The sequence below is a fragment of the Variovorax sp. 10N432 genome (assembly GCF_056394465.1).
Genome location: NZ_JBFTHX010000021.1, coordinates 46,144 through 59,854 on the forward strand (window position 1 = coordinate 46,144; position 13,711 = coordinate 59,854).

Consider the following 13,711-nt stretch of genomic DNA (forward strand, 5'->3'; position numbering starts at 1 on the left):
GACATCGACATGGTCGACTGGGCACAGGTCGCAAGCGACCTGGACGAACAGGGCCATGCGCTCATCCGGGCCCTGCTGACGCCCGAGCAGTGCCGCTCGATGGCCGCGCTCTACGCCGGGGCGGGTCCGTTTCGCAGCCGGGTCGTGATGGAGCGCCACGGCTTTGGACGCGGTGAGTACAAGTACTTCGACCATCCGTTGCCGGGCCTGGTCGCGGGACTGCGCGAATCGGTCTACCCGCGGCTCGCGCCGATCGCCAACCGCTGGAACGAGGCCATGGGCGTCGATGTGCGCTATCCCCCGCAGCATGCCGAGTTCATCGCCCGCTGCCATGCGGCGGGGCAATGCAAGCCAACACCTCTGCTCCTGCAATACGGCCCCGGCGACTACAACTGCCTGCACCAGGATCTCTACGGCGCGCAGGTCTTTCCGCTGCAGATGGTGGTGTTGCTGTCCGAGCCGGAGCGCGATTTCTCCGGTGGAGAATTCGTCATGACCGAGCAGCGTCCGCGCATGCAGTCGCGGCCAATGGTGCTGCCGCTGCGGCAGGGCGACGCCGCGGTGATCGCGGTGCATCACCGCCCGGTGCAGGGTACGCGCGGCGCCTATCGGGTCAACCTGCGCCACGGCGTCAGCCTCGTGAAGTCAGGCCGCCGGCACACGCTGGGCATCATCTTCCACGACGCCACCTGAATGACCCTGGACCTGTTCGAACCCGATGCGCCGTCAATGGAGCCGCTGGCGCCCGGCGCGGTCGTGCTGCGGCGCTTCGCGTGCCGGCACGATGCGGCCCTGCTCGCGGCCGTGCAGGCCGTGACCGCGCGGGCGCCGTTTCGCCATCTCGTGACCCCGGGCGGCTTCACGATGTCGGTCGCGATGAGCAACTGCGGTGCGCTGGGCTGGGTCAGCGATCGCACCGGCTACCGCTATGACCCGATCGATCCCGACAGCGGGCGGGCCTGGCCTTCGATGCCGGCCGCCTTTGCCGCGCTGGCGGCGCAGGCGGCCGCGGAGGCCGGCTTCGACGGCTTCGTGCCCGATGCCTGCCTCGTCAATCGCTACCTGCCCGGCACCCGCTTGTCGCTGCACCAGGACCGCGACGAGCGCGATCTGGGCCAGCCGATCGTCTCGGTGTCGCTCGGCCTGCCTGCGGTGTTCCAGTTCGGCGGCTCGACGCGCAGCGACAGGCCGCGGCGCGTGCCGCTCGCCCACGGCGACGTCGTGGTGTGGGGCGGGCCGGCCCGGCTCAATTTCCACGGCGTGCTGCCGCTGAAGGAGGGCGAGCACCCGATGCTCGGCGCCTCGCGCATCAACCTCACGTTTCGGAAAGCGGGTTGAACGCGCGGCGCGGCGGCAGCCGGCGCGTCTCGCCGATCGCGGTGACGAAGAATTCCTCTTCCGCCAGCCCTCTGAGCTCGCGCAGTTCCGCCAGCTTGCGCGGCGGTTCGTCCAGCGCCTCGTCGGTCAGCTGGAACACGCCCCAGTGGATGCCGAGCGAGCGCTTGGCGCCGAGGTCGGCGTGGATCCGCAAGGCTTCTCCCACATCCACGTGCTGATCGCGCATGAACCACCGCGGCGCATAGGCGCCGATCGGGATCAGCGCCAGATCGAAGCCGCCGCCCTGGGTCACGGTCTGCCGGTCGCTGAAGTGCTGGCGGATGTCGCCGAAGTCGCGCGAGTAGCCGGTGTCGCCCGTGAACAGCAGGTGGCAGTCGGGCGCCAGCACGGCGAAGCCGCCCCACAGCGTGGCCATGGCGTCGCGCGGGCTGCGCGAGGACCAGTGCTGGGCCGGCACCAGGGCCACCTCGACCGGGCCCCGCGGGCCTTCGAGGCGCTGGCGGTCCCACCAGTCGAGTTCGATCGAGCGCGTGATGCCGCGGGCTGCCAGCCAATCCTTGAGGCCCAGCGGCACGACGAACAGCGGCGGGCCGCCCGGCTGCCGGTTCAGTGCCACCACCGAGGCCGCGTCGAGGTGGTCGTAGTGGTTGTGCGAGACCAGCACCAGGTCGACGTGCGGCAGGTCGGCCAGCGCAAGGCCCGGGGCCGCATGGCGCCGCGGGCCGAGCAGCGGCAGCGGGGAGGCGCGCTGTGAAAACATTGGATCGGTCAGCAGGGTCAATCCGCCCATCTGGACCATCGCCGTCGCGTGGCCGATCCAGGTGACGGCCGGTTGCATCGCGGCACCAGCGAGTGCATTGGCAAGCAGCCAGTCCAGTTCGGGCGCGACGCGCGGCGTCGGTGCCCGCGGCGGCGGCGGCAGGCGCAGGCGCGCCGCCTCGCGGCGCCAGCGCAGCAGCTCCGACAGGCTCTTGGGCTCGAACTCGAGGTAGTTGTTCTGGAAGCCGTTGGGGCGGTGGTGCGACTTGTCGGGGTCGTGGTACGGGTTCATCGTGTGGCGCCGACGCTAGCCAGCGATCAATTTCTGCACCAGCTCGGCCGTGGTCGCCGCGGTGTACTTGCGCATCAGCCGGGCGCGGTGGATCTCGACCGTGCGGTGGCTGATCGCCAGCGCCCGGCCGATCTCCTTCGAGGTCAGCCCTTTCATCAGCTGCGCCGCGACCTCGCGCTCGCGCGGCGTCAGGTCTGCCTTGGCGGCTCGCCGCGAGCCCAGGTCCTCGAAGGTCCAGATGCCGGCCTCGTGCGGCGCCTCGCGGTTGAGCGCCTGGCCGCTCACGTGGCACCAGAAGGTTTCGCCCGCAAAGGCACCGTGCAGGCCGCCCAGGCGCTTCATCATTCGGTTGTCGGCATAGCGGCCGCTGGCGTTCAGAATCGGCTCCATGCGCTTGCCGATGCGCTCGAATTCGACGACGCTCGGGTACAGGACTCGAAACGACTGTCCGACCAGCGCGTCGCGCGTGGCACCGAACATCTCGCACAGACGCAGGTTGCAGTCGACGATGATCCGATGGCGCGACAGCACCATGCCGACCGGCGCCTGCTCGAAGGCGAGCCGGTAGTCGATGGCGGCGAGCGCGGTGTCGGGTGTGTCCATTACGAAATACTACGTATGCCAGTACGTAGTATCGTCCGGGTTCGGATTTCGACCCGATTCAACCCCATCCCCATCACCCAGCGAGGAACCATGGCGAACAAGATCTATCCCTCCGCCGACGCGGCGCTCAAGGGCGTCGTGGCCGACGGCCAGACCCTTGCCGTCGGCGGCTTCGGCCTGTGCGGCATTCCCGAGGCGCTGATCGACGCGCTGCACGACTCGGGCGTCAAGAACCTGACCTGCATCTCGAACAACGCCGGCGTCGACGGCTTCGGCCTCGGCAGGCTGCTCGAGACCCGGCAGATCAAGAAAATGGTCGCCAGCTACGTCGGCGAGAACAAGGAGTTCGAGCGCCAGTACCTGGCCGGCGAACTCGAGCTCGAATTCACGCCGCAGGGCACGCTGGCCGAGAAGCTGCGTGCCGGCGGCGCCGGCATCCCGGCCTTCTTCACCAAGACCGGCGTCGGCACGCAGGTCGCCGAAGGCAAGGAACTGCGCGAGTTCGATGGCGAGACCTACGTCATGGAACGCTCGCTGGTGCCCGACGTGGCGCTGGTCAAGGCCGACGTCGCCGACAAGTCCGGCAACCTGCGTTTCCGCCTGACGGCGCGCAACTTCAACCCGGCCGCCGCGATGGCCGGCAAGATCTGCATCGTCGAGGTCGAGAAGATCGTCGAGGTCGGCGAGCTGGCGCCCGACGACATCCACCTGCCGGGCATCTACGTGCACCGCATCGTGCTCAACGCCACGCCCGAGAAGCGCATCGAGAAGCGCACCGTGAGCGCCTCGGTCGATGCCGCCGCCGCCAAGGTCGAGGCCCAGGCCGCGATCGCGCAAGCGGCCGCGGGTGTCGAAGTCCCCGCGCCCATCAAGAACACCAAAGGAGCCTGACATGCCCTGGACCCAGGACCAGATGGCCGCACGTGCGGCAGAAGAACTCGAAGACGGCTTCTACGTCAACCTCGGCATCGGCATCCCGACCCTGGTCGCGAACTTCGTCGGCGACAAGGAAGTCTGGCTGCAGAGCGAGAACGGCATGCTCGGCATCGGCCCCTTTCCGACCGAAGACCAGGTCGACGCCGACCTGATCAACGCCGGCAAGCAGACCGTGACCACCTTGCCGGGCTCGGCCATCTTCGGCAGCCACGACAGCTTCGCGATGATCCGCGGCGGCAAGATCAACCTGTCGATCCTCGGCGCCATGCAGGTCAGCGAGAAGGGCGATCTCGCCAACTGGATGATCCCCGGCAAGATGGTCAAGGGCATGGGCGGTGCCATGGACCTGGTGGCCGGCGTCAAGCGCGTGATCATCCTGATGGAACACGTTGCTCGCAAGAAGGACGGCACCGAGGACCTCAAGATCCTCGAGAAGTGCAGCCTGCCGCTGACCGGGGTCGGCGTGGTCGACCGCATCATCACCGACCTGGCCGTGATGGACGTCACGCCCGAGGGCCTCAAGGTGGTCGAGCTCGCGCCCGGCGTGAGCTTCGACGCCCTCCAGGCCAAGACCGGCGCCAAGCTGCTGGCCTGAGGCCGCGAGCCGCTCAGGGCGTCGCCGCGGGCGCTGGCGGCGCTGCTGCCGCCACCGGCGGATTCGGCGGCAGCTGGTAGCTCCAGGTCTCGCTGATCGGCTGGTCGCCCTGCACCAGGGCGGCCCGCATCTCGACCGACAGGGCCGGGTTCTTCACGCGCACCCGCAGCGACACGCGCCAGCCCTTGGTCGCCGGGTTGCGCTCGATGCCGACGTCGATCAGATCGGCGTTGTCGCCCACGCTGACCCGCGGCTTGACCTCGGTGCCGGGCGGCAGGCTGGCCAGCGCCGGGCCTTCGAAATCGATCAGGAAGGCGCTGTTGCCGTCGAGCTTGCGGATCAGGTTGGCCTGCAGCTGCTCGCTGTCGGTGTGGAAGGTCTGGCGGACCCAGGCGTTGGCGGCATCGTGCAGCGCCGGCTCGTCGGTGGTCCAGTGCATGCGGTAGGCGAACTGCAGCATCTGGCCGCGCCGGGTGGGCGCGTCAGGCGTCCAGAAGGCCACGATGTTGTCGTTGGTCTCGTCCGGCGTCGGGATTTCCATCAGCGTGACGCGGCCCTTGCCCCATTGGCCCTGCGGCTCGATCCAGGCGCTCGGGCGCAGGTCGTATCGGTCCTTGAGGTCTTCGTAGCGCGAGAACTCGCGGCCGCGCTGCAGCAGGCCGAAGCCTTTCGGGTTCTCGATCTCGAACGAGCTGATCGCGAGCTGGCGCGGGTTGTTGAGCGGCCGCCAGATCCATTCGCCGCTGCCGGTGCGCAGCGCGAGGCCGTTCGAATCATGGATCGCGGGCCTGAAGCCGCGCTTGAGGTCCGACTGCTGGTTCGGCCCGTAGAGGAACATGCTGGTCAATGGCGCGATGCCGAGCGTCTTGATGTCGCCGCGCACGAAGATGTTGGCCTGCACGTCGACCACTGCGTCCTTGCCCCCGGGCGTCACGATGAACTGGTAGGCGCCGGTGGCGCGCGGCGAGTCGAGCAGCGCGTAGATCACCAGCTGGCGGTCCTGCGGCGCCGGCCGCTGGATCCAGAACTCGCGGAAGTTGGGAAACTCCTCGCCGCCCGGCGGCGCGGTGTCGATCGCCAGCCCGCGGCTCGACAGCCCGTACACCTGGCCCTTGCCGATCACGCGGAAATAGCTGGCGCCGAGGAAGCTCACGATCTCGTCGAGCTTGTCGGGCTGGTTGATCGGGTAGAGCACCCGGAAGCCGGCGTAGCCCAATGCCTGGGTCGCGCCGCGGTCGAAGGCGAGGCCGCCGAAGTCGAAGCGGTCGGGGTCGTACTTGATCTCCTGCACGCCGTCGGCGGTGATCTCGTTGATCCGCACGGCCGAATTGAACTGCATGCCCTGGTGGTAGAAGTTCAGCCGGAACGGCGTGTCCAGGTCCTTCCATTCGAAGCGGTCGGCGCGCGGCTGCATCTTCTGGTAGTCGGCGAACTGCATGTCGCTGAAAGCCGGCGGCAGGTTGTTCACCGGCGCCACGTAGGGCTTGTTCATCAGGGTGCGTGCCTGCGCCGTGACGTCGTCGAGCGAGAAGGCCTGGGCCTGGCAGGCCCAGAGCAGCAGGGCGGCGGAGGCCAGGGACAGCAGCGCGGGCTTCGGTCCCCGGCGGCGGGCGGCGTGAGCAATCATGAGAATCAACTTATGGAAACTTCCTGTCGTATCTCGGATCTGTCCGAGTCGACAAATATCGGCTTAGCTTAGCATCCAGGGCTAGACAAGCCTTCCCCCTCGAGAGAGGGGCCGTGCGCGAGACGCATCGCCGCACGCGGCGACGAATCCATGAAAGAGACTGAATGAAGATGTCGTTTGTGCTGGCCCTGGCGGCCGGACTGGCCAGCCCGCTGGCTTTCTCCCAGGCGCAGCCCGCCGCACCGAAAAGCAAAACGGCCTTGGTCGCCGACCTCATTTCAAGAATGACGCTGGACGAGAAGATCGGCCAGCTCCGCTTGATCAGCATCGGCCCCGAAATGCCGATCGCGCAGCTGGCCGACGAGATCGCGGCCGGCCGGGTCGGCGGCACCTTCAATTCGGTCAACCGCCCCGACAACCGCCGGCTGCAGGACGCGGCCATGAAGAGCCGGCTGAAGATCCCGATGTTCTACGCCTATGACGTGATCCACGGGCATCGCACCACCTTTCCGATCGGCCTCGGGCTGGCGTCGAGCTGGGACCTGGGCGCGGTCGACGTGATGGCGCGTACCGCTGCCCGCGAAGCCAGCGCCGACTCGATCGACATGACCTTCGCGCCGATGGTCGACATCGCGCGCGACCCGCGCTGGGGCCGCACCTCGGAGGGCTTCGGCGAAGACCCCTACCTGGTGTCCGAGATCGCCAAGGCCGCGGTCAAGGGCTTCCAGGGCGGCACCTTGCCAGTGCCCGCCGGCCGCATCATGACGGCCGTGAAGCACTTCGCGCTGTACGGCGCGGTGGAAGGCGGGCGCGACTACAACACGGTCGACATGAGTCCGATGCGGATGTACCAGGACTACCTGCCGCCGTACCGCGCCGCGATCGATGCCGGATCCGGCGGCGTGATGGTGGCGCTCAACTCGATCAATGGCGTGCCCGCCACCTCCAACACCTGGCTGATGCAGGACCTGCTGCGCAAGGACTGGGGTTTCAAGGGCGTGGCGGTCAGCGACCACGGTGCCATCATCGAGCTGATCCGCCATGGCGTGGCCAAGGACGAGCGCGAGGCCGCCAAGCTCGCGATCAACAACGGCATCGACCTCAGCATGGCCGATTCGGTCTACCTGAAGGAGCTGCCGGGCCTGGTCAAGTCCGGCGAGGTGAGCATGAAGGCGATCGACAACGCGGTGCGCGAGGTGCTGGGCGCCAAGTACGACATGGGCCTGTTCCGCGACCCGTACCTGCGCATCGGGGTGGCCAAGGACGATCCGCCGGACCTCAATGCCGACAGCCGCCTGAGCCGTCCGGCCGCGCGCGAGGTGGCGCGCAAATCGATGGTGCTGCTCGAGAACCGCAACCGCACGCTGCCGCTGGCGCGCTCGGCCGCCGTCGCGCTGGTCGGCCCGCTGGCCGACGCGCCGATCGACATGCTCGGCAGCTGGTCGGCGGCGGGCTACTCGAAGAACGCGGTCACCTTGCGCGCGGGCCTGAATGCCGCGGTCGCGAAGGACGGCAAGGGCCGCGTGATCTATGCGCGCGGCGCCAACATCACCAACGACGAGGGCGTCGTCAAGTACCTCAACTTCCTCAACTGGGACACGCCCGAGGTGACGCAGGACCCACGCACGCCGGCGGAGATGATCGCCGAGGCGGTGAAGGCCGCGCAGCAGGCCGATGTGGTCGTGGCCGCGGTCGGCGAGGCGCGCGGCATGTCGCACGAGTCGTCGAGCCGCACCAGCCTGGACCTGCCGCAGAGCCAGCGCGACCTGATCACCGCGCTCAAGGCCACCGGCAAGCCGCTGGTGCTGGTGCTCATGAACGGCCGCCCGCTGGCGCTGGTGCGCGAGCAGCAGGAGGCCGACGCGATCCTCGAGACCTGGTACACCGGCACCGAGGGCGGCAACGCGATCGCCGACGTGCTCTACGGCGACTACAACCCGGCGGGCAAGCTGCCGATCTCGTTCCCGCGTTCGGTCGGGCAGATCCCGACCTACTACAACCATCCGCGGCTGGGCCGCCCCTTCACGGAAGGCAAGCCGGGCAACTACACCTCGCAGTACTACGAGGAGATCACCGGCCCGTTGTATCCCTTCGGCTATGGCCTGAGCTACACCGACTTCACCCTGTCGGACGTCACGCTGTCGAGCCCGACCATGGCGCGCAACGGCAAGGTCGAAGCGACCGTGACCGTCAAGAACACGGGCCAGCGCGCGGGCGAGACCGTGGTGCAGCTCTACATCCAGGACGTGGCCGCGTCGGTGGTCCGTCCGGTCAAGGAGCTGAGGGATTTCCGCAAAGTCATGCTGCAGCCCGGCGAGGAGCGCCAGGTGCGCTTCACGGTCGACGAGGACAAACTCAAGTTCTTCAATGCCCAGCTGCGCCGCGTGGCGGAGCCGGGCCGCTTCAACGTGCAGATCGGGTTCGACTCGCAGAGCGTGCGCGAGCAGGGATTCGAACTGCTGCAGTAACGACCCGATGAAAGGCCGCGCCATGAATGCCTTCGATGCCCTGCGCAGCATTTGGCTGCAGGCCGGACTGCCCGAGGAGGCACTGGCCTCTGCGCAGCTTCTGGGCGCCGACCCGGTGCTGCCTTCGTCTTTTGCGGTGGGCACCGCGGCCCAGTGCAGCATCGCGGCGGCGGCACTGGCGGCCTGCGAACTCGGCCACCAGCGCGGCGTCGCGCGCCAGGCGGTGAGCGTCGACATGCGGCATGCGGCGCTCGAATGCACCGGGTGGTTCAGCCTCGACGGCCGGGTGCCCGAGCTCTGGGATGCCTTCTCGGGCCTTTATCGCAGCTCGGATGGCTGGGTGCGCATCCATGCCAACTTCGCTCACCATCGCGAAGGTGCGCTGCGGCTGCTGGGGCTGGACCCGCAGCGCGCGCAGCGCGCCGATGCCGAAGCCGCGATGCAGGGCTGGAAGGCGGTCGATTTCGAAGAGGCGGCGGCCGCGCAAGGCCTGGTCGCGACCGCGCTGCGGCGCTTCGAAGAGTGGGATGCGACCCCGCAGGGCAGGGCGCTGGCCGATCAGCCGCTGTTCACCATCGAGCGCATCGGCGATGCATCGCCACAGTCGCTGCCGCCGCTGGCGAACGACCAGCGCCCGCTGGCCGGCCTGCGCGTGCTCGACCTCACGCGCATCCTGGCCGGCCCGGTGGGCGGTCGCGCGCTGGCGGCCTATGGCGCCGACGTGATGCTGGTCAACTCGCCGAAGCTGCCGAACATCGAGGCCATCGCCGACACCAGCCGCGGCAAGCTGTCGGCGCATGTCGACCTCCAGACCGCCGAAGGCAAGGAGACGCTGGCGCGCCTGCTGGCCGACGCGCATGTGTTCGTGCAGGGCTATCGCCCCGGAGGGCTGGCGGCGCTCGGCTTCGGGCCTGAAGACACGTCGCGCATCCGGCCCGGCATCGTCCACGTCTCGCTCTCGGCCTACGGCACGCGCGGACCCTGGGCCGGGCGGCGCGGCTTCGATTCGCTGGTTCAGACGGCCATGGGCTTCAACCACGCCGAGGGCGAGGCCGCCGGCGACGGCAAGCCCCGGCCGCTGCCGATGCAGATCCTCGACGAGGCCACCGGCTACCTGATCGCGATGGGCGCGGCGGCGGCGCTGTGGCGCCAGCAGCGCGAGGGCGGCAGCTGGCACGTGCAGGTGTCGCTGGCGCAGACCGGGCGCTGGCTGCGCGGGTTGGGGCGGATCGAAGGCGGTCTCGGGGTGGCCGTGCCCGATCGGACGCCGTACCTGGAGACCTCGGCCTCGGGCTTCGGCGAGCTGTGCGGGTTGAGGCACAGCGCGCAGTTGGCGCGGACGCCAGCGGGGTGGACGCGGCCTTCGGTGCCGCCGGGGAGCGATCCGGCGGTGTGGCCGGCGCAAGGCCGGTAGCGGCCGTCGTGCCTTGGCCTTGCGGCAAAATCCTGTACCCGCGGCAAAGCCGAACTTCAAGGACACAACACATGGGCGCGCAATGGAAAGCCAAGCACAAGGACCTGGCGGCCAACGCCAAGGGCCGGCTGTTCGGCAAGCTCGCGAAAGAAATCATGATCGCCGCTCGCAGCGGGGCCGATCCGGCGTCGAACGCGCGGCTGCGGCTGGTGGTCGAGCAGGCCCGCAAGGTCTCGATGCCCAAGGACACGCTCGAGCGTGCCATCAAGAAGGGTGCCGGCCTGACCGGCGAGTCGGTGCATTTCGATCACGTGATCTACGAAGGCTTCGCACCGCACCGGGTGCCGGTGATGGTCGAATGCCTGACCGACAACGTCAACCGCACCGCGCCCGAGATGCGGGTGCTGTTCCGCAAGGGGCAACTGGGCGCGTCCGGTTCGGTCGCCTGGGACTTCGACCACCTGGGGATGATCGAGGCCGAAGCCCGGCAGGCCGGTGCCGACCCTGAACTCGCGGCCATCGAGGCCGGGGCCCAGGACTTCGAGCCGGGCGACGAGGGCGTCACCGTGTTCCTGACCAGTCCGGCGGACCTCGACCTGGTCAGCCGCGCGCTGCCGGCCCAGGGCTTCACGGTACTGTCGGCCAAGCTCGGCTACAAGGCCAAGAACCCGATCGATCCGGCGAGCCTGAGCGCCGAGCATCTCGAAGAGGTGGAAGCCTTCCTGGCCGCCATCGATGCGAACGACGACGTGCAGAACGTGTTCGTGGGGCTGGCGGGGTAGCTCGCGATTGTCGCCAGGCCTGGCGTACCGGCCCGGGCGTCATGCGAGAGGGGCGGGCCGACTGGGGTCGGCTGGTGGATACGCCGCCGCCGTCCCGCCAGGATGGGATCTCGCAGGCGCCGCCAGGCTGCGCTTCATCAGCCAGGGCACGCCCGGAATGCGCAGTCCCGTTGCGAACGCCACGTCCTGCCACACGCCTGCACCCTGCGCCTGGAAGCACGGGGTCAGCAATCGGCTCAAGGTCTGAAAACTCTGGGAACGCCGCAACCGTCGCGATGAAAACGCTTGCGTCGCTCCCATCGCCCCGTGCTGCGCCACGGCCTGGGCAAGCGCGAGGGCGTCTTCCACGGCGAGCGTCGTCCCCAGTCCGAGCTGAGGGCTCATGGCATGCGCCGCATCGCCGACCACGCACAGCGGGCCGGCGCCCATCGAGCGCGGCCACGTATGGCGATAGGTCGCGAACGCCAGATCGTCGTGATGGCGAATCTGGCTGACCACGGGCTCGGACTCGGGCCAGAGCGACAGCACATGCGCTCGCCATCCAGCCAGGTCGGCCGAGCGCCAGGCTGCGTAGCGGTCGCCGCGAATGCTCCAGAAGAAGGACAGCCGGACGGCGCTGCCCGAAAGCTCGGTCGGCAGAAGGCCCATCATCTCCGAGGTTCCCCGGAACCGCTGCAGAAGCACTCCGGAATCCTTCCAGGCCGGCACCCAGAACTGGCCCCAAAGGGCGCCCCACCGGTAGGCCTTGGAAGGGCCCGCAAGGCCGGCGCTTTCCCTCAAGCGGGAAGCTGCCCCATCCGCAATGGCGAACAGGTCGAAATCCGAGGCGCCGGCATTCGTCGTCGCTCTCGCACGCCCATCCACCACATCCAGTGACTCGACATGGCGAGCCAATGAGAAATGGACGCCGGCGGATCGGGCCGCCTCGTAGAGAACACGAGCAAGCAGGGCCCGGCTGACGGCGCGCGCGGGTGCATCTTCGTAGTCGATGTCGACCACGCGCCAGCCGCGGTGGCTGGTTCCAAGCAGTCGTCCGATGGGGACGCTGACCTCATCGAACTTGCGCCGCACGCCGAGTGCTTCGAGCGCGCGAAGTCCTTGCGGTTGGATGAGCAGCCCCGCGCCCAAGGGTTCAAGCGTCGGGTGCTTCTCGAAGACCTCGACCCGGTGGCCCAAGCCCGCCAGCGCGATGGAGGTCGCCAGACCGGCGGGCCCGGCACCGGCGATTCCGATGTTCAGTTTTCTTTGCAGTGGCTGCATGCGGAGGAGATGCGATGCGCCAGCATATCAGCAGCAGCTGAGAGAATCGACCCCGCATCGGGAAGCGTCCCCAGCAGCGACGATCCCGGCGAGGATGGAGGTTCCAACGATGCCAAGAGTCGCAATCATCGGGGCCGGGCCGGGCGGGTTGGTCGCTGCCCGCTACCTGCAATCCGAAGGCTTCGAGCCCGTGCTGTTCGAGCAGGCGCAAAGGCCTGGCGGCCAATGGAGCGGCGATCCGATCTGCAGCGGCGTATGGCCATCGATGCGCACCAACACCAGCCGCGTTCTCACCCAGTTCAGCGACCTGCCGCACGCGCCGGGTCTCGCGGTCTATCCGTCCAATCGCGAGATCGGCGACTACCTGCTGCGCTATGCGGACCGATTCGACCTGTCCCGGCGAATACGACTGCGCACCAAGGTGCACGAGATTGCGCCCGTGCCTGGCGGCTGGGCCGTGCGCCACGATGCGCACGACGCAGAGATCTTTGACAGAGTCGTGGTCGCCTGTGGCCGCTTCCAGCACTCGCGCATTCCCGAGGTGCCGGGGCTGGCGTCTTTTTCGGGCAGCCATGGCGTGGCGCATACCTCTGCCTACAAGCATCCGGAGCGCTACCGCGGCAAGCGCGTGCTCGTCGCGGGCTGTGCCATCAGTGCCCTCGAGGTCGCCAGCGATCTCTGCATGCTCGGCGCGGCAAGGGTAGACCTGTGCCATCGTCGGCAGCGCTATGTGTTGCCGAAGCTGGTGGCGGGCGTGCCCTCCGACCATCGCGTGTTCACGCGCTTCCAGGCGTTGGCGGAGGAGTCGCTGCCGCGCGGCGAATTCGGAGAAATGCTCAAGGCGCTGGTGCTGGCCTGGGGCGGTAGTCCCGAACAATTCGGCGCGCCGAAGCCGGCCGACAGCATCTTCGAAGCGGGTCTGACATTGAGCCAGCATTTCTTGCCACTGGTCGCCGAGGGCCGGATCGAGGTGCGTCCCTGGTTCGACAGGGTAGACGACACGCGTGTTCGTTTCAAGGACGGGTCCTCCGAGACCTACGACGGCATCGTTTTCGGCACCGGCTTCGAGCTGAAGATGCCCTTCCTCGGCGAGCCGACCCGCCGCATGCTGGGCCTTGACGCGCAACGGCTCGATCTCTTCCGCCACACCTTCCATCCGCAGCTGCCCGGACTCGCGTTCGTGGGCATCTGGGATCAGTCGGGCCCGATGTTTCCGCCGGTCGAGTTGCAGGCCCGTTGGATCGCCTACGTCTGGAGCGGCGCCATCGCAGCGCCCACACTTGAAGAAATGGAGGTGGGCGTTGCCGAGTGCCGCGCGCGTGGCGTGCCGGAGAAAACCAAGATGAACCTGATGGCCTTGCTGTTTGCGCGCGCCGCGGGCGTGGAGCCCGATCCGCAGCGCTGGCCTCGGCTCGCGCGTGCCTTGTTGTTCGGGCCGTTGGCGCCGGTTTCGTTTCGCCTCGAAGGTCGCGATGCGTTGCCGGATGCGCCGGACCGGTTTGCCGAAGAGGCCAGGGCCTTCGGCTGCATGCAGTCTTCGCAGTTTCAGGAATTCGAATTGCAGCAGCTGCGGCGGCTGGCCGGCGGCGCGCAGTCTCCGCAGGCGGCGGCGTGGGCGCGGCCGTAATGTAAGTTGT

Annotated in this window: 12 protein-coding genes; 8 read left to right on the top strand and 4 right to left on the bottom strand. The window is 68.4% G+C overall.

What is annotated here, in order from left to right; genetic code table 11:
- Window positions 1–9: 9 nt before the first annotated feature.
- Window positions 10–693 (top strand): 2OG-Fe(II) oxygenase, encoded by a 684-nt coding sequence (locus tag AC1DF3_RS22865; RefSeq protein ID WP_478140968.1) that lies wholly within the window; start codon window positions 10–12, stop codon window positions 691–693.
- A complete protein-coding gene (gene alkB, locus AC1DF3_RS22870; protein ID WP_286531436.1) occupies window positions 694–1,338 on the top strand; it encodes a DNA oxidative demethylase AlkB in 645 nt (214 codons plus the stop codon).
- Here the strand turns inward: alkB and AC1DF3_RS22875 are convergent.
- Together AC1DF3_RS22875 and AC1DF3_RS22880 are read right to left on the bottom strand one after the other, a co-directional pair.
- Window positions 1,316–2,389: an MBL fold metallo-hydrolase gene (locus AC1DF3_RS22875; RefSeq protein ID WP_478140924.1), complete on the bottom strand. Its 1,074-nt coding sequence runs from the start codon at window positions 2,387–2,389 to the stop codon at window positions 1,316–1,318. The genes alkB and AC1DF3_RS22875 overlap by 23 nt on opposite strands.
- 15 nt (window positions 2,390–2,404) lie before the next feature.
- Window positions 2,405–2,992 carry a LuxR C-terminal-related transcriptional regulator gene (locus AC1DF3_RS22880; RefSeq protein WP_286531440.1) on the bottom strand — a complete coding sequence of 196 codons (588 nt, stop codon included), beginning with the start codon at window positions 2,990–2,992 and terminating at the stop codon, window positions 2,405–2,407.
- 90 nt (window positions 2,993–3,082) lie between these two features.
- Here AC1DF3_RS22880 and AC1DF3_RS22885 point away from each other — a divergent pair, with 90 nt between their 5' ends.
- Together AC1DF3_RS22885 and AC1DF3_RS22890 are read left to right on the top strand one after the other, a co-directional pair.
- Window positions 3,083–3,883 carry a CoA transferase subunit A gene (locus AC1DF3_RS22885; protein ID WP_286522713.1) on the top strand — a complete coding sequence of 267 codons (801 nt, stop codon included), beginning with the start codon at window positions 3,083–3,085 and terminating at the stop codon, window positions 3,881–3,883.
- A gap of 1 nt (window position 3,884) precedes the next feature.
- The gene (locus AC1DF3_RS22890; RefSeq protein ID WP_286522712.1) at window positions 3,885–4,523 is read left to right on the top strand and encodes a 3-oxoacid CoA-transferase subunit B; all 639 of its coding nucleotides are present in this window, start codon (window positions 3,885–3,887) and stop codon (window positions 4,521–4,523) included.
- A gap of 13 nt (window positions 4,524–4,536) precedes the next feature.
- Here AC1DF3_RS22890 and AC1DF3_RS22895 read toward each other — a convergent pair whose 3' ends face one another.
- Entirely contained in the window at window positions 4,537–6,150 is a 1,614-nt protein-coding gene (locus tag AC1DF3_RS22895; RefSeq protein ID WP_478140925.1) for a glucan biosynthesis protein G, read from the bottom strand.
- A gap of 170 nt (window positions 6,151–6,320) precedes the next feature.
- Between AC1DF3_RS22895 and bglX the strand changes: the two genes are divergently transcribed.
- The 3 genes from bglX to AC1DF3_RS22910 all read left to right on the top strand — a co-directional run bounded on the left by bglX (window position 6,321) and on the right by AC1DF3_RS22910 (window position 10,814).
- A complete protein-coding gene (bglX, locus tag AC1DF3_RS22900) occupies window positions 6,321–8,618 on the top strand; it encodes a beta-glucosidase BglX (protein WP_478140969.1) in 2,298 nt (765 codons plus the stop codon).
- Between the two features lie 22 nt (window positions 8,619–8,640).
- Window positions 8,641–10,032, top strand: a complete 1,392-nt coding sequence (locus AC1DF3_RS22905; protein ID WP_478140926.1) for a CoA transferase — start codon at window positions 8,641–8,643, stop codon at window positions 10,030–10,032.
- 71 nt (window positions 10,033–10,103) lie between these two features.
- On the top strand, window positions 10,104–10,814 hold the full coding sequence (locus AC1DF3_RS22910) for a YebC/PmpR family DNA-binding transcriptional regulator (RefSeq protein WP_478140927.1): 711 nt from the start codon (window positions 10,104–10,106) through the stop codon (window positions 10,812–10,814).
- Window positions 10,815–10,853: 39 nt separating this feature from the next.
- On the opposite strand, the gene AC1DF3_RS22915 is transcribed toward AC1DF3_RS22910, so the two are convergent.
- The gene (locus AC1DF3_RS22915) at window positions 10,854–12,074 is read right to left on the bottom strand and encodes an FAD-dependent oxidoreductase (RefSeq protein WP_478140928.1); all 1,221 of its coding nucleotides are present in this window, start codon (window positions 12,072–12,074) and stop codon (window positions 10,854–10,856) included.
- A 94-nt stretch (window positions 12,075–12,168) separates the two neighbouring features.
- On the opposite strand from AC1DF3_RS22915, the gene AC1DF3_RS22920 reads away from it, so the two are divergent.
- Window positions 12,169–13,701, top strand: a complete 1,533-nt coding sequence (locus tag AC1DF3_RS22920; RefSeq protein WP_478140929.1) for a flavin-containing monooxygenase — start codon at window positions 12,169–12,171, stop codon at window positions 13,699–13,701.
- Window positions 13,702–13,711: the final 10 nt, after the last annotated feature.

Bases quoted from the DNA above. Each gene is read 5' to 3' on its own strand.
- AC1DF3_RS22880 (WP_286531440.1), bottom strand. From the start codon at position 2,992: ATGGACACACCCGACACCGCGCTCGCCGCCATCGACTACCGGCTCGCC.
- alkB (WP_286531436.1), top strand. From the start codon at position 694: ATGACCCTGGACCTGTTCGAACCCGATGCGCCGTCAATGGAGCCGCTG.
- AC1DF3_RS22895 (WP_478140925.1), bottom strand. From the start codon at position 6,150: ATGATTGCTCACGCCGCCCGCCGCCGGGGACCGAAGCCCGCGCTGCTG.
- AC1DF3_RS22875 (WP_478140924.1), bottom strand. From the start codon at position 2,389: ATGAACCCGTACCACGACCCCGACAAGTCGCACCACCGCCCCAACGGC.
- AC1DF3_RS22890 (WP_286522712.1), top strand. From the start codon at position 3,885: ATGCCCTGGACCCAGGACCAGATGGCCGCACGTGCGGCAGAAGAACTC.
- AC1DF3_RS22910 (WP_478140927.1), top strand. From the start codon at position 10,104: ATGGGCGCGCAATGGAAAGCCAAGCACAAGGACCTGGCGGCCAACGCC.
- AC1DF3_RS22915 (WP_478140928.1), bottom strand. From the start codon at position 12,074: ATGCAGCCACTGCAAAGAAAACTGAACATCGGAATCGCCGGTGCCGGG.
- AC1DF3_RS22920 (WP_478140929.1), top strand. From the start codon at position 12,169: ATGGAGGTTCCAACGATGCCAAGAGTCGCAATCATCGGGGCCGGGCCG.
- AC1DF3_RS22865 (WP_478140968.1), top strand. From the start codon at position 10: ATGGTCGACTGGGCACAGGTCGCAAGCGACCTGGACGAACAGGGCCAT.
- bglX (WP_478140969.1), top strand. From the start codon at position 6,321: ATGTCGTTTGTGCTGGCCCTGGCGGCCGGACTGGCCAGCCCGCTGGCT.
- AC1DF3_RS22905 (WP_478140926.1), top strand. From the start codon at position 8,641: ATGAATGCCTTCGATGCCCTGCGCAGCATTTGGCTGCAGGCCGGACTG.
- AC1DF3_RS22885 (WP_286522713.1), top strand. From the start codon at position 3,083: ATGGCGAACAAGATCTATCCCTCCGCCGACGCGGCGCTCAAGGGCGTC.